Raw genomic sequence first — 21,451 nt, 5'->3', positions numbered from 1 at the left:
GATAACGAGGTCGGCAGCCTCGCGTTTGAATTCAGGGGAAAAGGTACGGCGTTGTTTGGTCATCTGACACCTCGTTCTGGCGAGCATTCTCGCCTAAATGGGTGTCCGGTTTCATTAGACCACTACAAAACCGACTGATGGCCGGATGACCACGTTCACCCTCATTTCCGCTCATCTCAGCCAACACGTTAGGGTGTTATCAGGAATATATCCATGTTGGCGAGGTGGGAAGGTTAAGGTGGGTTAAGAAATAGTTAGTGTTCGCACGCGCCTTAGATCAATAGGGTTCGCTGGCACTGGGTGTCGGCATTGAGTCGGGAACACCGAAAAACAGGTTCAAAGGGAGGACATCATGAGTAATGCGTTGGTCATAGAGGATGACCAAGTAACGGCGGAAATCATCGTCGCCGAACTCCAGCGCCACGGCTTCAGCTCAAAGTGGGCGGCCACCGGGCGCGACGGGCTGGCCCTGGCGATTGCAGGCGGCTACGACGCCATCACGCTGGATCGCATGCTGCCGGACTTTGACGGGCTGACGATTGTGAGCACCTTGCGCAGTCTTGGGATTCAGACGCCGGTCCTGATGATCAGCGCTCTTTCGGACGTGGATGAGCGCGTTCTGGGACTTCGTGCGGGCGGCGATGACTACCTGACCAAGCCCTTTTCGGCCGTCGAGATGGTCGCGCGCCTTGACGCATTGCTCAGACGCACCGCCGCAGACCCCAGCAACCCACACCTCAGTTGCGGCAACCTGCGACTGGACTTGGTGGAGCACAAGCTGACGCGCAATGACGAAGACATCCAGTTGCTGCCCACCGAGTTCAAACTGCTCAACTTCCTGATGCGCAGTGCCGGCCAACTGGTCACTCGCACCATGCTGTTTGAAGGCGTCTGGGGCTATCACTTCGACCCCGGGACAAACATCATTGATGTGCACATCGGTCGGCTGCGTAAAAAGCTGGAAAGCGACAAAGACTCACCTGTGATCCATACAATACGCGGTGCCGGCTATGTCCTCGCTACCAAAAAATGAGGAATGGCGCTCGTCCGGTAGTCGATTGATCGGGTTTTACGCGGTGTTCTTCGTGGCCTGGGGAGCACTCTTTACCGGTGTGCTGTACTGGGAAATCTCCCACTATCTGGGCACGGTTGCCGAGCGTACGTTGTTGCAACGCGCCCACTACTATCAAAAGGTCGACGACTCGAACCTGCTTGCTGAGTTGGCGGCGAGTGAGGCTTACTCGACCCCCGGGATCGACGCCTACGGGTTATTTGCACCCGATGGCACCCATGTCGCCGGCGACCTGCTGAAGCTGCGCTCCAACCTGCCCGACGATGGCCAGGTTCATTACCTTGAGCGCGGCTTGAGCATTGCGTTACCCAACACAGAAACCCGAAGCAGCTATGCCTTGCTGGCACGGCGCGCCGACGGGCATATCCTGATTTTGGCACGTGACGGCGGGTCGATTTCCGCCGTGGGTGGCATTATTGAGCAGGCCCTGATGTGGGGGTTGTCATTAACCCTTATCCCCGGTTTGATTGGCTGGCGCTTACTGCGACGTCGCCCATTGCGCCGTGTCAAACGCCTGCAGCTGTGTACCGAAAGTATCGTTTCGGGCAACCTGGCTGAGCGTTTGCCGTTGTCAACACGCCGCGATGAACTGGATATGCTGGCCAACGCTGTCAACACGATGCTCGATCACATTGAGCAGTTGATGCACGAGGTGAAAAGCGTCTGCGACGGTATTGCCCATGATTTGCGCACGCCCTTGACACGCTTACGCGCACGGCTCTATCAGCTCCAGAAATTGCCGCTGGCCCGTGAACATAAGCGGACCTTGAACCAGGCGTTTGAGGAGAGCGAGTCGATCATGGTGCGCTTTCAAGGACTGCTGCGGGTCGCCGAGCTTGAGGATATTCGTCGCCGTTCTGCCTTTGCGCCCTTCCCGATCATGACGTTGTTGAAACAGGCGCATGAGTTTTACGAGCCGATGGCACTTGACCGCGCCCAAACGCTTTCGCTGGACATTCCCAGCGATTGCGCCCAGGTGTATGGCGACTCTTCGTTACTGTTCGAAGCGCTGGTCAATCTGCTCGATAACGCCATTAAGTTTACTCCGGAGGGCGGCCATATCGAATTGCGGGGGAGCATCAAGGACTCAGCTGTCGTTATTGAAGTCGTGGACGATGGTACCGGCATCCCCGAAGCGGACCGTACGCATGTCATTCGCCGGCTCTATCGCGGCGAGGGAAGCCAGATAAACCCAGGCCACGGCTTAGGCCTGTCATTAGTCGCCGCCATCGTGAAATTGCACGGATACACACTGGATATCCACCCTGGTGCCTCAGGCAGGGGAACACGCGTATTGATTCACTGCCCGATGTTCAGCGGTCAAGCCCCGGATCGATTTGTACCTCAACATTAAATTTAACTTAATACTGGTTAATTTGAGCGCCTCTGCGCCCAGGCCTAGTTTGGCAGCACATATCGCTGACCCAAGGCCTTTTGCTTGTGAAATATCCGTTGTTCCTGCGTGTGTTAACCGTGCTCTGTGTAACGCCACCGCTTCTTTGGGCGAATGCCGCTCTGGCTGCCAACGCAACCCTGGGGACAATGATCCCCGCTGCGCCGAAGCTGGGCGCCGAAGCCTGGATACTCATCGACGCGGAAACGAACAGGGTCATTACCAGCCACAACAGTGATGCACGCCTACCACCGGCCAGCCTGACCAAGTTAATGACGGCGTACATCACGACGCATGAGATTAAGGCCGGCCTGATCAGCGCAGATGATGAGGTCGTCGTGAGCGAAAATGCCTGGCGAACAGGTGGATCACGGATGTTTCTCAAGCCCGGCAGCTCTGCTTCGGTTCACGATTTGCTAAACGGCGTGATCATCGACTCAGGCAATGACGCAAGCGTTGCGCTGGCCGAACATATCGCTGGAAGCGAAGCCGGGTTTGTCGGAATGATGAACTCAACCGCTTCAACACTGGGAATGCTCAACACCCACTTTATGAACGCCACCGGCCTACCGGACCCGGAGCACTATTCTTCCGCACGTGACATGGCGACCCTGGCTCGAAAAGTCATCAACGAAGGGACCACCTACTACCCTCTTTACGCCAAGAAAACCTTCACCTGGAACGGCATTCAGCAATCCAACCGCAATACGCTTTTGTGGCGTAATTCCACCTACGACGGCTTGAAGACCGGGCACACAGAGGCAGCGGGCTACTGTTTGGTCGCCTCCTCACAGCGCGATGGGCAACGTTTGATCAGCGCAGTTCTGGGCGCCAGTAGCGCCCACAAGCGCACGGCAGAAACGGAAAAGCTGATGGGGTATGGCTTTCGCTTCTACGACACCCAAACCTATAAGAAAGGTGGCGAAGTACTCTCGCAGGTCGCGCTCTGGAAAGGCATACAACCCTACGTGAATGTGGGTTTGCTTGAAGACATGACCCTCACGCTGCCCAAGAATAAAAATCGAGACGTCGAGATGCGCCTGGCGTTTGATGGCCCCATCGAAGCCCCTATCACGGCAGGCACGGTCGTCGGAAGGCTCGACCTGTTCGACGCCGAGCATAAGCTGGGGAGTCGGTCATTGGTGGTCCTTGTGGACGCAGAGCAAGGTCATTGGTGGCAACGCTGGTGGGACACCGTGCATTTGTTTTTTACCCAGACGGTCCGCAGCTGGTTCGATGAGGCCCAGGTAACGTGAATAGTGAGGAGAGCGTCATGAACTCCGATGATCTACGCAAAGAACTCGCGCTATCAAAATTCTTCGAAGGCGATTCATCCCTCAATGACGCTGTACAGGGACTGAGTCAGGCTGAAAGGAAACTGTGTATCGAATCGGCCTTTGAGCAAGAGGCCGCAAGGCTTGGGGTAGAAGTGTGGGAGCTGACGCTGACAATGATTTCGCAGTCACCCCAAGAGCTGAAACGCCTGACCCTGGCGTTTCATCGGGAAGTGTCAGAAATGGTTGAGATGCCATGGAAGGATTACTGCACGCTGAATGGGATCACCGAGTAGCCTTTGGGCCGCATAAGCATCGGCGCTTCGCGTCGCGACGGCCCTGAGTGCTGACCGTCTGTCCTGGCTCAAGCCTCTCAACAGTGAGCACTCAATATCTCCAGAATACCGGCGTGACGAGCACTAACACTGTCAGGATTTCCAGCCGTCCAAGTAGCATGCCTAGGGTCAATAGCCATTTGGCGGCATCCGGCAGTGATGAGAAATTACCGGCCGGCCCAATGATTGTGCCAAGCCCAGGCCCGACGTTACACACCGCCGTAGCGGCACCGCTCAACGCCGTTGTCCAATCCAGCCCAATCAGGCTCAGGCCCAAGGCAATCAGAGCAATCGTGATGGTGAAAAAGAATGAGAACGTCAAAAGCGAACGTAAGATCTCTTCGTCGATGGGGTGGCCATTGTACTTTTTCTGAATCACGGCGCGTGGGTGGATCAGTTGCTTCAAACTGCTCACCAGTAAAGTTGCCGCCACTTGAAAACGGAAGATTTTAAGACCCCCCGCCGTGGAACCTGAGCAGCCCCCCACAAAGGTCAAATAGAAAAAAAGCAACACCGAGAAACTGCCCCACACGGTGTAATCGCCGACGGCGACGCCGGTGGTGGTGACAACCGATGTCACATTCACCGCCACGATACGAAATGCATCCCACCAGCCGTAATCGCTGTGAAGACAAAGCCAAGTACCTACCGCCAGCCACGCGAAGACCAAGAACCCAATAAATCCACGAACCTGGTGATCCTTCAGCAGCGCGCGCCGATGGCCGCGCAATGTCGCGACATATAACGTAAAAGGCAGGCTACCCAGAATCATGATGGCAACTGCCACCCAGTGAATAGCAGGCTGTGTCCAATGCCCAAGCGAGGCGTCCGACGTCGAGAAACCACCGGTAGAGATCAACGACATGGCGTGATTGACGGCGTCAAATGGCGTCATCCCGGCAATCCAGAGCGCGAGCGTTCCGCCCCCCGTGAGTCCAAGATAGAGAAAAAGAATGTATTTGGCTGCCACATGGGAGCGCGGCGTCACTTTTTCCGACCAGTCTGAAGACTCTGTCTGGAACAGCCGCATGCCCCCTACTCGCAGCAGCGGAAGAATCGCCACGGCCATGCCGATAAAACCGATCCCACCCAGCCAGTGAAGCATCGATCGCCAGATCAACAGCCCCGGCGAGGCGGTGTCCAAACCACTCAACACCGTTGAGCCGGTGGTTGTGATGCCAGACATCGTTTCAAAAAAAGCGTCGGTGTAACTGATGTGACTGATAAACACCATTGGCAACGCCGCGAAGATACACACCACCACCCAACTGCCGGTCGTCAGCAGGTACATGTCCCTTGGGCGAAGTTGAGCGGTCTCTGGGCGCCCTCGCATGACCAGCAACAGGCCGCAGACGAACGTAATCAAGCTGGACCAAAGAAAGGCGGACAGATTGTCGCTGCGCTCATAGACCACCAAGGTGATCATGGGGATGGCCATGCTGATGGCCAACGTAATCAGAAACAGACCTAAGACAAAGCCGATGAGTCGTATTGCCGCGTGGGACATAAACAATAACCTGGCAAATTAGCGCCGCGCAGTATCGCGGCGCCAAAACGTCTCCACCCGTAAATTTCTCGTAAATTTTTTAGGGCCGACGGGTCGCTTCGTCAACCTTAGCCTATTCCAAAGACTGCGCGGTTTTGGCAATGCGTTCTTGGGTCATCACCAATGGGTGATCGGGTAGGCGATCCAACGGCAGTAATAACCAACGACACAGCTGCGGGCCGATTCAACGCAGCAGCTCCCCGAGGTCATATAAAATCCTGCCAACGGTAACTGACACCCACTCGAGCTCAGGAAACAGACGATGGCGAACATCGCCAGGGATTAAGGCGAGTAAACGGTTCTGCTGGGGGGTTGGCGTCTCCGACATATTCAGTAACCTTTTTTTCGGCACCCTTGACACGGTGCGAAGCACGCGAGTTCAGCGGCCAAGCAACGCCGACTTGAGCGTGCGCTCTACGCCAATACGGCAACCCCCACATTAGCGGCCTGACAGGCGCTTGAGTAGCCTCGGAAACTGCCCACAGACAAGCATGGGCGGTATGACTGGGCGGATACCAGGAGGCCCGTGCGCCCCCAGAGTCTGGCCCGTTTTAAAGCCGCAGATGTCGCGCAGGGGCAGAAGGTGCGAAAACGACTCAGTGGCGCTTTCCATTCTCACGCTGAGGCGCCTGCACTCAGTGATGTTTTTTTGCCTAGACTGGACGCTTAGCCGTATAACCAAATGCGCGTCAGAGCACAGGCCGCACAAAAACTAAAATAAGAGGAATCCCCCAAAATGTTCAAATCCATCTGCAAGGCACTCGCCTGCACGGTTGCTCTAGGGAGCATGAGTGCAGTCATGGCAGCTGATCCGATCATCATCAAGTTCTCACACGTCGTCGCCGACCATACGCCCAAGGGCCAAGGGGCACTGCTGTTCAAGAAACTGGTAGAGGAACGCTTACCCGGCAAGGTCAAGGTCGAGGTGTATTCCAACTCATCGTTGTTTGGTGACGGCAAAGAGATGGAAGCCCTGTTGTTGGGGGATGTGCAGTTAATTGCGCCGTCACTGGCCAAGTTCGAACAGTACACAAAGACCCTACAACTGTATGACCTGCCCTTTCTGTTTGATGACATCGCTGCGGTTGACCGTTTCCAGATGAGCCCGCAGGGCCAGGGGCTGCTTAAGTCCATGGAGAGTAAAAACATCACCGGCCTGGCCTATTGGCACAATGGGATGAAGCAGTTGTCGGCCAACAAACCGCTGCGTGTTCCTGGGGATGCCCGCGGCCTGAAGTTTCGGGTGCAGGCCTCTGCCGTGCTTGAGGAGCAGTTCAAGGCCCTGCGCGCCAACCCGCGCAAGATGAGCTTTGCCGAGGTGTATCAGGGCTTGCAAACCGGTGTGGTCAACGGTGCAGAAAATCCTTACTCGAACATCTACAGCCAGAAAATGCATGAGGTGCAGAAATACATCACCGAATCCAACCATGGTGTGCTCGATTACATGCTGATCACCAACACCAAGTTCTGGAATGGCCTGCCGCCGGACATTCGCAGTGAACTGGACAAGATTATTGTGCAGGTGACCGCGCAGGTTAACAAAGATGCCGAGCAGCTCAATCAGGACGCCAAGCAAAGCATCATTGCCGCCAAAACCACCGAAATCATTACCCTGACACCTGAACAACGCGAACAATGGCGCGTCGCGATGAAACCCGTCTGGAAAAAATTCGAAGCCGATATCGGCCCTGAGCTGATCACCGCAGCCGAAGCCGCCAACAAGGCTCAATGACCGGGAGGCAGGTGTTGCCGACGTGGTAGCACCTGCCAGTCATCACGATACGGGAGATGCCATCCATGCAGGCCTTTCGGCGCATCTGGGAACACTTCGAGGAAGGCTTCATTGTCTTCCTTTTGGCCGCGATGACATTGGTAACGTTCGTCTACGTCATTCTCAACAATCTCTATACGCTTTTCTACCGGCTTGCCGATAACTGGGAAGGCGCCAGCGACCTATTGTTCACCATCGGCGATGGCGTCATGAGCATGGCTCAAGCCATGACCTGGAGCACCTCACTCACCAAGGCGCTGTTCGGCTGGCTGATCTTCTTCGGCCTGTCCTATGGCGTGCGCACCGCCGGGCATATTGGCGTTGACGCGCTGGTAAAGCTGGCGAGTAAACCCGTCCAACGGCTCATTGGGATCTTGGCCTGTCTTTGCTGCTTGCTCTATGCCGGCCTGTTCAGCGTGGCCAGCTTCGAGTGGATTCATACCTTGATGTCGGCGGGAATAGGCGCCGAGGACCTTGGCCATTTCGGGATCATGCAATGGCACATAGGGCTGATTGTCCCGGTGGGTTTTGCATTGGTATTCATCCGTTTCGCTGAAATTTTCGTGCGCATCCTGCTGCACCGCCAAACCGGTCTCGGCCTGGCCGATGAAGCCGCCGACGTAATGAAACTGACCGAACACGAGGACAATAAACCATGACCATTGCCTTCCTGTTCGCGGCACTCTTCGCATTGATGTTCATTGGTGTGCCCATTGCCATTTCCTTGGGCCTGGCGGGCTCGCTGACCCTTGTATTTTTCAGCCCGGACTCCGTTCGCTCCCTGGCCATAAAGTTGTTTGAAACATCAGAGCACTACACCCTGCTGGCGATTCCGTTTTTCTTGCTTGCGGGCGCCTTCATGACCACCGGCGGCGTCGCACGCCGGCTGATCGACTTTGCCAACGCCTGCGTCGGCCATATCCGTGGGGGGTTGGCCATCGCCGCCGTATTGGCCTGCATGCTGTTTGCAGCCCTCTCCGGCTCCAGCCCCGCAACGGTTGCGGCGGTGGGTTCGATCGCGATTGCCGGCATGGTGCGCTCTGGTTACCCGCAGGCATTCGGCGCGGGAATCGTCTGTAACGCGGGCACACTGGGTATCCTGATACCGCCCTCAATCGTGATGGTGGTGTATGCCGCCGCCACCGAGACATCCGTTGGCAAGCTGTTCATGGCCGGCGTCATACCTGGCCTGTTGCTGGGGATAACGCTGATGGTGGCAATCTACATCGTCGCCGTTAAGAAAAACTTGCCGGCCCTGCCACGCGCAACCCTGCGTGAGTTTCTGAGTGCTGCGCGTAAAGCCGCCTGGGGATTGCTGTTGATGCTGATCATCCTGGGTGGCATTTACACCGGGATGTTCACGCCGACGGAAGCCGCTGCCGTGGCGGCGGTGTATTCGGCGTTCATCGCCTTGTTCGTCTACAAGGATCTGACGTTTCGCGAGACACCTAAAGTGCTGCTGGACGCTGCCAAGCTGAGCATCATGCTGATGTTCATCATTGCCAACGCCATGCTCTTCGCTCACGTATTAACCACCGAGCAGTTACCCCAACAAATCACGGCCTGGGTGATCGAGGCGGGGCTGACACCGGTGACCTTCCTGCTGGTGGTGAACATCGTCTTGTTGGTGGCAGGTGCCTTTATGGAGCCCTCGGCCATTATCCTGATCCTGGCGCCGATCCTTTTCCCGATCGCCATGGAACTGGGTATCGACCCGATTCACCTGGGGATCATCATGGTGGTCAATCTGGAGATCGGTTTGATCACGCCCCCGGTCGGTCTGAACTTGTTCGTGACGTCCGCGGTGACGGGCATGTCAGTGCCTGCCACCATCAAGGCAGCCATGCCCTGGCTGGTGCTCTTGCTGCTGTTCCTGGTGCTGATTACCTATGTACCCTGGATTACCCTGGCACTGCCCAACTGGCTGGGCATGAATTAATGCCCGCCCGCCCCAATCAGTCATCCTCCTCGCAGCGCCCTGAAAGGAAATCGCTATGATCGATATGAGCCACTTCACGCCGCTGAGTGCATGGGTCGGTGGCCTCTTGATCGGCTCGGGCGCCGTGCTGTTGATACTGTTCAACGGTCGCATCGCCGGCATCAGCGGCATCGTCGGCGGCCTGCTACGCCCGGGGACCGGGGACGTGGCCTGGCGAACGGCATTTGTGCTGGGGCTGCTGATGGCACCCGTGGCTTACCAACTTATCGCGCCATTGCCTGCGGTGCAGATCGACGCCGGTTATCCACTCGTGATCCTTGCCGGCCTGCTGGTCGGTATTGGCACGCGCTATGGGGCTGGGTGTACCAGTGGTCACGGTGTGTGTGGCCTGTCGCGTTTATCGCCGCGCTCCGTGGTCGCCACACTCGTGTTCATGAGCGCGGGTTTCATCACCGTTTATGTCGTTGGCCATCTCCTGGGAGGCCTTTGAGCATGCCGCTTTTTTATGCGTGGGTTGCCGGTTTGGTGTTCGGCATCGGCTTGCTGGTTTCCGGAATGACAAACCCGGCCAAAGTCATAGGTTTCCTCGACGTGAGCGGACGCTGGGATCCCTCACTGGCCTTTGTCATGGGCGGCGCCATTGCGGTGGCGGCAGTCGGTTTCAAATTCGCAAGAACGCGAACCCGATCGCTGCTGGGGCTGCCGATGAACCTGCCCACCGCTCGAAATATTGATCGGCGCCTGGTCATGGGTAGCCTTCTGTTCGGCGTCGGTTGGGGCGTGGCGGGTATTTGTCCGGGGCCGGCCTTGGTGCTGCTAGGCTCGGGCATTCCTGAAGGTGTGGTTTTTGTCATCGCCATGTTAGCCGGCATGGGACTCTTTGAATGGCTCGAGCGACGCAGACGTCGTGGAGCGTCGATCAGCGCCAGCGTAGATAAAGCCAACTGAATCAGCTTCGCCTTGGACAAATCGCTGTCTGTCGACCTCGACTGTGCTTCGATCAAGGCCTCTGCGCTGAATGAATCGTCACAACAGTTCAACCGGGAACGCGAGAATAGACCTGTGCCAGGTGGCCGCTGAACAGCATCCACAGCGCTAATACGCCAAGGACGACAAGCAGCACGGCAACAATCATCTCGAGCCTTTTGAACACAGGCTCAGTCGGCGAGTGCTCTTTGCGTGCCCAGATAAACACTCCGTTGCCTATGGCAAAGAACATGGCGCCGGCGAGCATGTATTCAAGGCCAGCGGCATAAACAAGCCAACACCCATAGACCGTACCCAACACACTGCTAACCAACGCCGTGGTTTTACCGGCCTTTGCGGTCGTCGGGTAACTGCCATTCGCGATGATTTTCCACAAGAAGCCCGTGGCGCCGATGTAGGCCGGCAATATCATCACGCCGGTGATGGAGAGCATCACGTTCCACGCGTTGTTCGAGAAGAACATCAGGATCATCGCCGCCTGCATGACGAAGGTGGAAACCCACAGCGAGACCGACGCAGAGCCCTGTTTGTTAGTCATGGCGAACGCCTGGGGAAATGTCCCGTCCTTGGCCGCAGCCCAGGGTAGTTCAGCGACAAGCAGGGTCCATACCAGCCAGCAAGCCAATACCGAGATCAGCACCCCACCATTAACAAAATACTCGCCCCATTTGCCGACAATCGAGCCTAGAATCGCCGCCATCGAGGGCGGTGCAATGACCGCCAACTGCGCCTGAGTCATGACCCCAAAGGGCAGTACCGAAATCAGAACGTACAGTAACAAGGTCACGAAAAACCCTATCAATGTCGCCCGGCTCACGGTCTTGGCATCCGATTTGTCGGAAATGACCACTGCGCCTTCAATGCCAATGAAAACCCACAAGGTCACAAGCATGGTGCTCTTGACCTGCCCCAGCAGGCTACCCAACGGCTTGCCGCCCGCTACGTTGCCGCCGACATTGCCCCAGAAATCGGTGGTGAAAAGTCCGGTTTTCACCGAGAGGGCAACCACCCGCTACGCCGCGCTGGTCCAGCACTTCCCCGCTTCCGAGAGCCATCACCACGCCTACCCCGGTGGCATGCTGGACCATGGCCTCGAAACCGTCGCCTACGCCCTGAAGCTGCGCCAATCGCACCTGCTGCCCCTCGGCGCCCCACCGGAAACCCAAGCCGCCCAGACCGAAGTCTGGACCGCTGGCGTTGCCTACGGCGCGCTGCTGCATGACCTGGGCAAGATCGCCGTCGACCTGCATATCGAGTTGGCCGACGGCAGCATCTGGCACCCATGGCACGGCCCGCTGACCCAGCCCTACCGCCTGCGCTACCGACCCGATCGCCATTACCGCCTGCACAACGCCGCCACCGGCCTGCTCTACAACCGCCTGCTCGACCGCAGCATCCTCGATTGGCTCAGCACCTACCCCGATCTGTGGTCGGCGCTGCTCTATCTGCTGGCAGGCCAGCACGAGCATGCCGGCGTCCTCGGCGAACTGGTCAGTCGCGCCGATCAAGCTTCAGTGGCCCAGGCAATGGGCGGCGATCCGAGCAAAGCCCTGAGCGCCCCCAAGCAGGCCCTGCAACGCAAACTACTGGACGGCCTGCGCTACCTGCTCAAGGAACAGCTGAAACTCAATCAACCCCAGGCCTCCGACGGCTGGCTCACCGACGACGCTCTCTGGCTGGTCAGCAAAACCGTCTCGGACAAATTGCGCGCGCACCTATTGAGCCACGGCATCGAAGGCATTCCCGAACGCAACACCGCGGTGTTCAACGTGCTGCAGGACCACGGCATCGCGCTGGAAAGCCCCAGCGGCAAGGCCATCTGGAAGGCCACCGTGAGCAGTGAAAGCGGCTGGTCGCACAGCTTCACCTTCCTGAAGGTCTCCCCCGCACTGATCTGGAACAGTGATGAACGTCCCGCTTCCTATACCGGCAGCGTGACGGTCGATCCGGTACAGGATGACGAACCACCTGAAGCCGCTACCCCTGTAAAAACCAGAAAGAAGCCTGCCACAGCAGCAAAACCGCCCGGCAAGTCCAGCGAAGCACCGCCCTACTTTGTACTGGACCAGGATCCTGATGAAGCGTTGATGGACAACGGCCCCGCGCAGCCGAGCACGCCCAGACCTTCCTCGCCGCCTCGTAGCCAGTCACCCTCCGGGCAACACTTTGTCGACTGGCTGCACCAGGGCATTCGCTCCCACCGCCTGATCATGAATGACGCCAAGGCGCTGATCCACTCGGTCGACCACACCCTGTACCTAGTCAGCCCTGGCCTGTTTCAGCGTTACGCCCAGGAACATCCTCAGATCGCAAACCTGGCCAAGCAGGAGAAGCTGGCCGATTGGGAGTGGATTCAAAGACAGTTCGAACAGCTCAAGCTGCACCGCAAACAACCCAATGGCCTGAACATCTGGACCTGCCACGTCACCGGCCCACGCAAGTCACGGCGCCTGCATGGCTACCTGCTCAAGGATCCGGGCGACCTGCTGGGGGAGTTGGCGTTGAACAATCCGTATCTCACGATTGCCACGATAGGCGATGTAGCACACTCGGCCACCCACGATAGCTCGCCGCTGTAACCCCGGCACAATGCGGAGCCCAGGCCTTCCGTATATCCGGATTGACAAACCGCGCCCCGGCTATCACCGTTAGCCCATGCCGTGCTGACACGTTCAGCAGCATGCCAGCAGCCAGGACCTTCAGGCTGCGATGCGGTTCACCGCAGGTCCACCCCAATGACCGCTTCGCTTCCGGTAGCGCGGTCAGTCGACATACGTCGAGGAAGCATTGCTTTTCCCACCCATGACGGGCCTTCCCGTCGTGGGCAGGCCTTTGTTGTTTTTGGAGGCCTTATGAAAACCGAACTGGCTCTGTACCAGGCGTTGGTCGCGATCAACGTCCCTGAGCTCAAAGCAACCGCTGTTATCGAAGCACTGGAGTCCGACTTGTTTGCACTATTAGCAACCAAAGGCGATCTGGCAGCCCTGCGTACTGATGTTCTGGCCCAGGCTGCTGAGATCAAAACGCAGATGGCTCAATTCAAATCTGAGATGGCTCAGCAAGAGACCAAACTCTTGATCCGCATGGGCATGATGTTCTCTGCCTCTGTGGGTATCTTGATCGGCGCGATGAAGCTCTTTCAGTAATCACACGTTTTCAGGCACCGTACGCGACAACTTTCCCCAAACGGGAGGTTGTCGCGTTTCTCCTCTTCAAGCACTCACAGGCGCTTGACTCAATCGTTGCCCATTTGTGTCGCGCACGCCGTCGCAATCCGATGCAAGGCCGCCTGATCTTCCTCAGGCATCGCCCTATAAGCCGTCAGCACATCGGACACCTGACTGTCGAGGCTATCGGCGCACAACAGCACTCGACGCCCCGTCAGCAGATAAAACACATCCACACCCCGAGCGGCGACAGCCATCAGGTACTGGATCCGGGGAGTGCGTTCACCGTTCTCGTAACGAAATTGCGTATTGATGCTGACACCCCCTATAGCGGCCATTTTGCTCGCCGCCAGTCCAAGCTTTGCCCGCTCCTGCTTCAATCGCTCAGAGAAAAAACGCATACGACGACCTCAAAAAAACCAAACCGTCGCAAACGATAAATCATCTGAGGCGAGCAGCCATTTTCAGGGTGAAATCAGGATCCATCCTACACGCCTTCCTCCCTGATTCAGACCCGCTACTGCACCACGATTGGCTCAATCGGCTTGAACACTGTGGTTTTGGTCCTCAGACGTCGCAGCTCAAAAGCCCCCAACACCTCGAACACTTGAACAACCGCTCCCATTAGAGCGGCTGACACAATTACGGTGAGGGAGGCTCTGCCTCGAAGGCATTCAGCGCCGCACCGTGCCTGCCTGGATGTCCAATCGTGTCGTGGCATAAGTCCACCCCATCCCCCATGAAAGACTGTTCCTACAGACGGCACTCACTGGACTCGCAGGAGACGTCCTGATTACTTCCACCTAATTGAAGTGCATGGACGGCGCTGACTAGGATGTTACGGCTCGTCAATGCCGACCAAGATCCGATTTCCACGCCAATGGAAAGTGAGCTGCGCTGCTACCCAGCGGCAGCCGGCCGGTCAAATTGGGCCACCCAAGGCTGGCTGCTCTGCGCTCTACATGGCCCAGAAAATAACTAACAAAAAGTTAATTTTGCACGTTCAAGGACCCTCCTCGACAATGAAGTCCATCATCGCCGCCATTTCACCTGCCATGCTGCTCCTTGCTGGCTGCACAACACCGAAATATTGGGAAGCCACCGGCGGCAGTCAGTCAGACGGACTCGTTCAACTGTCCTATCAACAGGGGCCGTTTGAGTACGGCCAAAGCAGGGAGTCCCAAGGTTTGGCGATCGCCACGGGGCGCTGCCAATTTTGGGACTACAAACGCGCAGAGCCCTCGGGCGAAGAAAAATCCGTATGCCGCACCATGGGGCAACTCCATTGCCTGGAAACCACTGTCATACAGGACTACCGCTGCAAAGCGTGATACCGGACCAAGGTGTCACGGGGGGCCGGAAGGTGATCATATCCCCCGGCCCCACGAAAAGCGCACATGTCGCGATCAGCCCGGCCGCCTGAATATTTCATCAAATTCCTATTGCACAACGGGCGCAGTCAAAACACCCTTTTGGCACCTCGCTCACACGCCTGAGTGCTTCCCGTCACACCATGTCCCGCCCCACTCCCCGCCTCGATTGCGCCCGTCTCGCCGTGTTGCGTCCCGGCGATTCCCTGGAACAACTGCAGGCCGCGCTCGGGGAGGCCTGGTCTCCACCGCGCGCGAAAGACGATGGCTGGTGGCGTCCCGCTCGCCATCTGGACGGGTTCATGGCGCGCATCGGGCCGGATGCTCGACTGGTGTCCGTGTGCTTCTACGGCCATTTTTCCATGCGCTGCCGCGTGGAGAACATGCATATAAATCTGCCCCTGGCCTCAGCACAGGCACGACAGCCCTCGCTGCGTCGGCTGGAATCGGTGTCAGGCCCGCGGCGTGATGTGCATTACATGCGCAGCAGTGACGGCCATCACCTCTATGTGCAGGTCTACCGCAGCCGTATTTGGCGCTTATGTCTGGAGGCAGACGGCGGGTACCCCCCCTTGACCCCTTCTGCCTGAAGCACATTGATGACCTACACGCTTGACTAATCGAACCGGTCACGCCCCGGCACAGGCCATTGAAGCGATTCCGGGAGAAGCCAGCGCATGGCTGCGGCCACCCGATGCACGCGTTGTTTGAACACCGCAGACGCCATCCTCAAACACCAGAGCCCACAAGATAGACCCAATGCGCTTGGCGCCCTGACTCAACCACAATGGTCTTGCAAGGCCACACACAGGGTTTTGCACGTTTTATTGAGGTTGCTCGACGACACTATTTCGATCGGCACCTTCCCATTGAATTGCGCACACGGCTGCGAAAGTGCCCGGTACATCGTCCAGCCATCCACGTCGGTCGTCTCATCCAACACACGCTGGATCAATGAATGCCGCACGGGGTCCAGCTGCCAGTCAGGTATCCGATGCCCACGATTGCCCAGACTGATTGCCAATAAGCGCCGTGCCTTGATATCGCGATTGATCTGATCGCGGGATTTGCCCACCAGTCGGGCGAACGCCTGAACTGAAAGATTGTGAGGGGCTTCAAAGTCGTCCAACATCGCCTGCCGTTGCTGCTGGAGAGCAGACGGTGGTGCGGCCTCCACCGGCTCAGGTGGCTGAGGCGTTTGGGGAACCGCCGATAACCGCAGACTCGCCCGTTCAGTCACCGGCGCCGAGGGCGAGCTGGGCATGACCAGAACCTTCAAAGACGCGGAGGGGTTCAATTCGGCGCCCTCGGCAGGCAAGGCCGCACCCTCCAGACGAATGGTCAAATGCGTGCTGGCCGCTTCCACCCGCCCTTGCTCCAGCAGATCCAGACGATCGGCCCAGTCCTGCATCATGCGGCGCCGCAGCTCCACGTATTCGGCATGATTGTAGGCGGCGCTGACCTTGTCCGGGTCCGCATGGGACAACTGCGCATCCACCCAGACCTTCGGATAGCCGATTTCATGCAGCACCGTGGACAGGGTCGCCCGTATCCCGTGCCCGGTCAGTTGATCGGCGTACCCCATCCGGCGTAACGCACCGTTGAGCGTGTTTTCGCTGATCCGCTTGCCCAGGTCGCTGCGATGGCTCAACAGGTAACGCTGGGCCGGCCGCATCTGCTGAAGCAGGTAACGCACCACCTCCAGCGCCTGGACCGACAACGGCACGATGTAGGGAGGGATATCCTGGGAACGCTTGCCTTCCTTACGCATTTCCAGCTGCAGTTGCTTAACCACTTCCGGCGGAATGATCCACAGCGCCTGATCAAGGTCAAATTGGTCGGGCGTCGCCCAGCGAAGCTCCCCCGTCCGCACACCTGTGAGCAGCAACAATCGGATGCCCAGCTGGGTTTGAGGCATCCCGCCGTAACCGCGCAAGGTGCGCAGCAACGCCGGAAGCTCGGTGATACGCAAGAAGGGGTGATGGGCCACAGGAGGCTTGGGGGCTGCCACCACATCCAAGTCCGAGGCGGGGTTCTGCTCCAGACCCGATACTTTCACCAAGGCAAAACGAAACAGCTGATTGAACCAAGTGCGGCACTTCTCGGCGGTGGTGAAGGCGCGGCGTTGTTCGATTCTTGCCAGCACCTCCAGCAAGTCCGGGCGCCTGATCTCAAAGAGTGAGCGTTTACCCAGGGTGGGCAGTACATCCTTGTTGAAGATCCGGCGGATTTGAGCCAGGGTACTTTGACGGCCATCCTTGAGCGTCAGAGCCCGGTGCGCGACCCAGCGGTCAAACATGCTTTTGAACGTATGTTGATCCGCCTGCCGGACGGCATGACGGGTGTGCTTGCGGTGAACCCGCGGATTGATCCCCTTGGCCAGCAACGCGCGCGCCTCATCCCGCAGAGCACGGGCCTCCCGCAGGCCGACTTCGGGATAGGTCCCCAACGACATGCGTTTTTGCTTGCCGGCCCAGCAGTAGCGAAAGTGCCACGAACGCCCACCCGAGGCCGTCACAGCCAGAGACAGGCCATCAATATCACCGAGGGTATAGTCTTTGCCGGTCGCCTTGGCCTGGCGAACCGTTGCATCTGAGAGTGCCATAGTACGAGCTCCTGAATAGAGGATTCAGGGATAGATGCTCGTTACCTCAAACGCTCCTCTCCAGCAACAAACCGCACCGCGACCACCCGGATTTCATGGACTAATTTCTGGACTAAAAAAGTCCGGATACCGGTGGTTTTCGGTGGATCGCACTGGAACGAAAAAAGACGCCTAAGCGTCTATTTTCAATGACTTACAGACTTCCATGGAACTCTGTAGATCCATATATGGAGCGGGAAACGAGACTCGAACTCGCGACCCCGACCTTGGCAAGGTCGTGCTCTACCAACTGAGCTATTCCCGCGTCTTGGTGGTGCGCATTCTATAGAAATATCAGAACCCGTCAACCCCTTGATTCAAAAAAGTTTTATTTCTTTTCAATGGTGGTGCGCAGATGCGGCCAGGCGGCGCGCAGATACTGGAGCATGGACCACAAGGTTAGGCCGGCGGCGATGAGCAGCAAGGCGTAGCCGCTCAAGACCCAGAAAGAGAAATCCGACGGGTTGGCCAGCAGAATCACCAATGCGAGCATCTGCGCAGCGGTTTTCCATTTGCCCATGTTGGAGACGGCAACGTGGGCGCGGGCGCCGATTTCTGCCATCCATTCGCGTAGGGCCGACACCACGATCTCGCGGCCGATGATCACCGCGGCCGGTAGGGTCAGCCACAGGTTGCCGTGTTCCTGAACCAGTAGGACCAGGGCGACGGCCACCATGAGCTTGTCGGCCACAGGGTCGAGGAACGCGCCGAACGGCGTGCTCTGCTCCAGCCGACGTGCCAGGTAGCCATCGAGCCAGTCGGTGGCGGCGGCAAACGCAAACACCGAGCTGGAGGCCATATGACTCCATTCGTACGGCAAATAGAACAACAGAATGAAAATGGGGATAAGCAGGACGCGTAGAACGGTGATCAGATTAGGGATATTCATCGGCACAACTGGCTACGAGGTGGAAAGGGCATTCTATTCGCTATGCAGGTTCGCATAAATCAACTCAGCGAGCTTTTTACTGATACCGGGTGCTTTGGCTATTTCGTCAATGCTGGCACGGGACAGCTCCTGCAAGCCACCAAAATGTTTTAGCAAGTCGCGACGCCGTGTCGGCCCAACCCCCGCCACCCCTTCCAGGGTTGACGTTCGCCGGGTTTTACCACGGCGGGCGCGGTGGCCGGTAATGGCGAAACGGTGGGCTTCGTCGCGGATCTGCTGGATCAAATGCAGCGCAGGCGAGTCACCCTTCAAGGTGAACTCGTGGGCGGCATCATTCAAGTACAACGTTTCGAAACCGGCTTTGCGTGTGGCGCCCTTGGCCACGCCGAGCAGGATCAGGTCGGGCACGGCCAGTTCGTTGAGCACGTCGCGAGCCATCGACAGCTGGCCTTTGCCACCGTCCACCAGCAGGATATCGGGCAGTTTGCCCTCGCCGTCCTTCAGCTTGCTGAACCGCCGCGTGAGGGCCTGGTGCATGGCTGCATAGTCATCGCCAGCGGTGACACCTTCAATGTTGTAGCGCCGGTAATCGGATTTGATCGGCCCTTCCGGCCCGAACACCACGCAGGAGGCCACGGTGGCCTCGCCGCTGGAGTGGCTGATGTCGTAGCACTCCAGGCGCTGTGGGGGCTCGTCCAGGTTGAGGACTTCGGCCAGGGCGTCAAAGCGTGCTGCGACATGCTGTCGATTGGCCAGGCGTGCTCCCAGGGCCTGTTCGGCATTGGTCACGGCCAATTGCTGCCAGCGCGCTCGGGTGCCGCGTACGCGGTGGCTGATGTCCAACTCGCGGCCGCGCAGTTCGTGGATCGCCTCGATCAGCGTGGGGAAGTCTTCATGCACCACGTTGACGATCAGCTCCGCTGGCAGGTCGCGCTCGGGGCTGCTGACGTAGTACTGGCCAAGGAACGCCGCCATGACTTCGGCGACCTCCTCGTCGATACCGGTCTGCGGGAAGAAATTCTTACTGCCCAACACCCGCCCGCCACGCACGCTGATCAGGTGCACACAGGCACCGCCCGGGTTGACGAAGGCTGCGATCACGTCCACGTCGCCGGAGCCGCCTTCCATGCTCTGCTGGTCCTGCACGCGGCGCAGCAGGGAGATCTGGTCGCGCAGTTCGGCGGCCCTCTCGAAATCCAGGGTGCTGGCGGCTTGCTCCATGGCGCTGGAGAGTTCGTCGGTGAGCGCATTACTGCGTCCTTCGAGGAACATCACCGAATGGCGCACATCCTCGGCGTACTCGGCCGGTTCAACCAGGCCCACACAGGGTGCCTTGCAGCGTTTGATCTGGTACTGCAGGCACGGCCGGGTGCGGTTCTTGTAGAAGCTGTCTTCGCACTGGCGCACAAAAAAGGTCTTTTGCAGCAGGCTAAGGCTTTCGCGGATCGCGCCGGCGCTCGGATAGGGCCCGAAATACTTACCCTTCGACTTCTTCGCGCCACGATGAATGCTCAGGCGTGGGAAATTACCGTCGGATAAATACACGTAGGGGTAGGATTTATCGTCACGCAGCAGAATGTTGTATGGCGGCCGCCATTCCTTGATCAGCGTCTGCTCGAGCAGCAACGCCTCGGTTTCATTAGCGGTGATGGTGGTTTCGACCTGGGCGATACGCGCCACCAGTGCAGCGGTCTTGGGCGCGAGACCGCTCTTGCGAAAGTAGCTCGCCAGACGGTTCTTCAGGTTCTTGGCTTTGCCGACATACAGCAGGCGCGCCTCACTGTCGAACATGCGGTACACGCCAGGGCGGCCACTGCAGGTCGAGAGGAAAGCACTTGGATCAAACAATGTGGTCATGTCAGGCGCTGGCGTCCACCATGCCGTGGCGCACCGCGAGCAGGGTCAATTCAACATCACTGCTGATGGCGAGCTTCTCGAAAATGCGATAGCGGTAGGTGTTGACGGTCTTGGGCGACAGGCACAGTTTGTCTGAAATCGTCTGCACCTTCTGGCAACCGACAATCATCAGGGCGATCTGGATTTCCCGCTCCGACAGCGCATCAAAGGGCGAGTCGCTGGTGGGCTGGAAGGATTTGATGGCCAGTTGCTGGGCAATCTGCGGACTGATGTAACGCTGGCCCGCAAATACCAGGCGAATCGCTTGCACCATCTCCGCCAGGCCTGCGCCCTTGGTCAGGTAACCGGCCGCACCCGCCTGCAACAGGCGTGTCGGGAACGGGTCTTCTTCACACACGGTCACCACCACGACTTTGATGTCCGGGTGGCTGCGCAACAACTTAGTCGTGGCGCCAAGACCACCGATACCGGGCATCTTGACGTCCATCAGCACCACATCGGGTTTCAACTCCCGGGCCTTGATCAGGGACTCTTCCCCGGACTCGGCCTGGCCGACTACTTGCAGGCCATCGATGTCAGCCAGCATTCGTGTAATGCCTGTACGAACGAGATCATGGTCATCGACTACTAGCACCCTAATCAAGCAGACACCTCGCGATATGGTCTTATAGGTTGCTGAACACCTTAGCAAAAAACCTAGGCGCAGACCTAGCTGCAAGCGTCATATATATAGCGTTAGCACACAGTAGCCGCCCAGTGTGGGCCGGGCGGCTCAATTTTCTGGGCAACAGGTCAGGAATTCCGGGGCTACGGCTTGGTTTTACCGTTAAGCGCCACACAATGCTCGGCAAGGCTAGACGTCAAACGACGGATTGCAGCCTGGTCTTCCTTGAACATCGCACGGTAGTCACCCAGCACTTTTTCTTCAATCTGGCTGAGATTCTCAAGTTGCAGGGGCGTGGTTTCACCGGTCAGCACGTACAACACGTCTACACCTCTTTCGGCGACACGCGACAAGTAGTCGGCTTTGGGCGCTCGCCCTCCGTTTTCGTACTTACCCTGTGCATTGGCTTCAACGCCGCCTATTTCACCAAATACTTTTTGCGACAGGCCAAGTCGCTCCCTTTCTTGTCTCAAACGCGAACTAATTCCACTCATTTGAATACGCATTCCTGTTTGACACGTTGAAGCGACAACAAGAAAGTCG

21 protein-coding genes and 1 tRNA gene are annotated in these 21,451 nt (G+C 57.9%); 13 read left to right on the top strand and 9 right to left on the bottom strand.

The window, feature by feature from the left end; translation table 11 throughout:
- Positions 1-352 precede the first annotated feature (352 nt).
- From AACY52_RS25580 to AACY52_RS25565, 4 genes are all read left to right on the top strand, one after another.
- Positions 353-1,033, top strand: coding sequence for a response regulator transcription factor (locus AACY52_RS25580; protein WP_083359030.1), 681 nt, complete (start codon positions 353-355; stop codon positions 1,031-1,033).
- Positions 1,011-2,426: a HAMP domain-containing sensor histidine kinase gene (locus tag AACY52_RS25575; protein WP_339560951.1), complete on the top strand. Its 1,416-nt coding sequence runs from the start codon at positions 1,011-1,013 to the stop codon at positions 2,424-2,426. The genes AACY52_RS25580 and AACY52_RS25575 overlap by 23 nt, the downstream gene beginning before the upstream one ends.
- A gap of 86 nt (positions 2,427-2,512) precedes the next feature.
- A complete protein-coding gene (locus AACY52_RS25570; protein WP_370468051.1) occupies positions 2,513-3,721 on the top strand; it encodes a D-alanyl-D-alanine carboxypeptidase family protein in 1,209 nt (402 codons plus the stop codon).
- 17 nt (positions 3,722-3,738) lie between these two features.
- Positions 3,739-4,035 (top strand): DUF6388 family protein, encoded by a 297-nt coding sequence (locus AACY52_RS25565; protein WP_339419421.1) that lies wholly within the window; start codon positions 3,739-3,741, stop codon positions 4,033-4,035.
- 91 nt (positions 4,036-4,126) lie between these two features.
- On the opposite strand, the gene AACY52_RS25560 is transcribed toward AACY52_RS25565, so the two are convergent.
- Positions 4,127-5,581: a TrkH family potassium uptake protein gene (locus tag AACY52_RS25560; protein WP_339560950.1), complete on the bottom strand. Its 1,455-nt coding sequence runs from the start codon at positions 5,579-5,581 to the stop codon at positions 4,127-4,129.
- 775 nt (positions 5,582-6,356) lie between these two features.
- Here AACY52_RS25560 and AACY52_RS25555 point away from each other — a divergent pair.
- The 5 genes from AACY52_RS25555 (at position 6,357) to AACY52_RS25535 (ending at position 10,278) form a co-directional block, all read left to right on the top strand.
- Positions 6,357-7,352 carry a TRAP transporter substrate-binding protein gene (locus AACY52_RS25555; RefSeq protein ID WP_370467854.1) on the top strand — a complete coding sequence of 332 codons (996 nt, stop codon included), beginning with the start codon at positions 6,357-6,359 and terminating at the stop codon, positions 7,350-7,352.
- Positions 7,353-7,417: 65 nt separating this feature from the next.
- Positions 7,418-8,050, top strand: coding sequence for a TRAP transporter small permease (locus AACY52_RS25550; RefSeq protein ID WP_339419425.1), 633 nt, complete (start codon positions 7,418-7,420; stop codon positions 8,048-8,050).
- A complete protein-coding gene (gene dctM / locus AACY52_RS25545) occupies positions 8,047-9,330 on the top strand; it encodes a C4-dicarboxylate TRAP transporter large permease protein DctM (RefSeq protein WP_339493487.1) in 1,284 nt (427 codons plus the stop codon). The genes AACY52_RS25550 and dctM overlap by 4 nt, the downstream gene beginning before the upstream one ends.
- Before the next feature lie 55 nt (positions 9,331-9,385).
- On the top strand, positions 9,386-9,820 hold the full coding sequence (locus AACY52_RS25540; RefSeq protein ID WP_339419429.1) for a YeeE/YedE family protein: 435 nt from the start codon (positions 9,386-9,388) through the stop codon (positions 9,818-9,820).
- A 2-nt stretch (positions 9,821-9,822) separates the two neighbouring features.
- Positions 9,823-10,278 (top strand): YeeE/YedE family protein, encoded by a 456-nt coding sequence (locus tag AACY52_RS25535; RefSeq protein WP_339468847.1) that lies wholly within the window; start codon positions 9,823-9,825, stop codon positions 10,276-10,278.
- Between the two features lie 88 nt (positions 10,279-10,366).
- Here AACY52_RS25535 and AACY52_RS25530 read toward each other — a convergent pair whose 3' ends face one another.
- The gene (locus tag AACY52_RS25530) at positions 10,367-11,326 is read right to left on the bottom strand and encodes an amino acid permease (protein WP_339560949.1); all 960 of its coding nucleotides are present in this window, start codon (positions 11,324-11,326) and stop codon (positions 10,367-10,369) included.
- Between AACY52_RS25530 and mobH the strand changes: the two genes are divergently transcribed.
- Positions 11,292-12,896, top strand: coding sequence for a MobH family relaxase (gene mobH, locus AACY52_RS25525; protein WP_339560948.1), 1,605 nt, complete (start codon positions 11,292-11,294; stop codon positions 12,894-12,896). The genes AACY52_RS25530 and mobH overlap by 35 nt on opposite strands.
- Positions 12,897-13,169: 273 nt before the next feature.
- Positions 13,170-13,463: a hypothetical protein gene (locus tag AACY52_RS25520; RefSeq protein ID WP_339456259.1), complete on the top strand. Its 294-nt coding sequence runs from the start codon at positions 13,170-13,172 to the stop codon at positions 13,461-13,463.
- An 89-nt stretch (positions 13,464-13,552) separates the two neighbouring features.
- Here AACY52_RS25520 and AACY52_RS25515 read toward each other — a convergent pair whose 3' ends face one another.
- Positions 13,553-13,885 carry a helix-turn-helix transcriptional regulator gene (locus AACY52_RS25515; protein WP_339456261.1) on the bottom strand — a complete coding sequence of 111 codons (333 nt, stop codon included), beginning with the start codon at positions 13,883-13,885 and terminating at the stop codon, positions 13,553-13,555.
- A 621-nt stretch (positions 13,886-14,506) separates the two neighbouring features.
- Here AACY52_RS25515 and yecR point away from each other — a divergent pair.
- The gene (gene yecR, locus AACY52_RS25510; RefSeq protein WP_339456263.1) at positions 14,507-14,815 is read left to right on the top strand and encodes a YecR family lipoprotein; all 309 of its coding nucleotides are present in this window, start codon (positions 14,507-14,509) and stop codon (positions 14,813-14,815) included.
- A 341-nt stretch (positions 14,816-15,156) separates the two neighbouring features.
- Positions 15,157-15,444 carry a hypothetical protein gene (locus AACY52_RS25505; RefSeq protein WP_339456265.1) on the top strand — a complete coding sequence of 96 codons (288 nt, stop codon included), beginning with the start codon at positions 15,157-15,159 and terminating at the stop codon, positions 15,442-15,444.
- A 188-nt stretch (positions 15,445-15,632) separates the two neighbouring features.
- Here AACY52_RS25505 and AACY52_RS25500 read toward each other — a convergent pair whose 3' ends face one another.
- The 6 genes from AACY52_RS25500 to AACY52_RS25475 form a co-directional block, all read right to left on the bottom strand.
- Positions 15,633-17,459 carry an integrase arm-type DNA-binding domain-containing protein gene (locus AACY52_RS25500; RefSeq protein WP_339560947.1) on the bottom strand — a complete coding sequence of 609 codons (1,827 nt, stop codon included), beginning with the start codon at positions 17,457-17,459 and terminating at the stop codon, positions 15,633-15,635.
- Between the two features lie 228 nt (positions 17,460-17,687).
- Positions 17,688-17,763: transfer RNA gene (locus AACY52_RS25495), tRNA-Gly, on the bottom strand.
- Between the two features lie 63 nt (positions 17,764-17,826).
- Positions 17,827-18,387, bottom strand: coding sequence for a CDP-diacylglycerol--glycerol-3-phosphate 3-phosphatidyltransferase (pgsA, locus tag AACY52_RS25490; protein ID WP_339419471.1), 561 nt, complete (start codon positions 18,385-18,387; stop codon positions 17,827-17,829).
- Between the two features lie 33 nt (positions 18,388-18,420).
- Complete coding sequence (uvrC, locus tag AACY52_RS25485; protein WP_339428067.1) at positions 18,421-20,244, bottom strand: excinuclease ABC subunit UvrC; 1,824 nt, start codon at positions 20,242-20,244, stop codon at positions 18,421-18,423.
- Between the two features lies 1 nt (position 20,245).
- On the bottom strand, positions 20,246-20,887 hold the full coding sequence (gene uvrY / locus AACY52_RS25480; RefSeq protein WP_003190387.1) for a UvrY/SirA/GacA family response regulator transcription factor: 642 nt from the start codon (positions 20,885-20,887) through the stop codon (positions 20,246-20,248).
- Positions 20,888-21,051: 164 nt separating this feature from the next.
- The gene (locus tag AACY52_RS25475; protein WP_339419476.1) at positions 21,052-21,402 is read right to left on the bottom strand and encodes a helix-turn-helix transcriptional regulator; all 351 of its coding nucleotides are present in this window, start codon (positions 21,400-21,402) and stop codon (positions 21,052-21,054) included.
- Between the last annotated feature and the right edge of the window lie 49 nt (positions 21,403-21,451).

This window comes from Pseudomonas sp. EA_65y_Pfl1_P113 (assembly GCF_963970525.1).
Lineage (GTDB): Bacteria > Pseudomonadota > Gammaproteobacteria > Pseudomonadales > Pseudomonadaceae > Aquipseudomonas > Aquipseudomonas tritici.
Note: the sequence above shows the minus strand (reverse complement) of the source record. Positions and strands in the feature narration are given on the sequence as shown.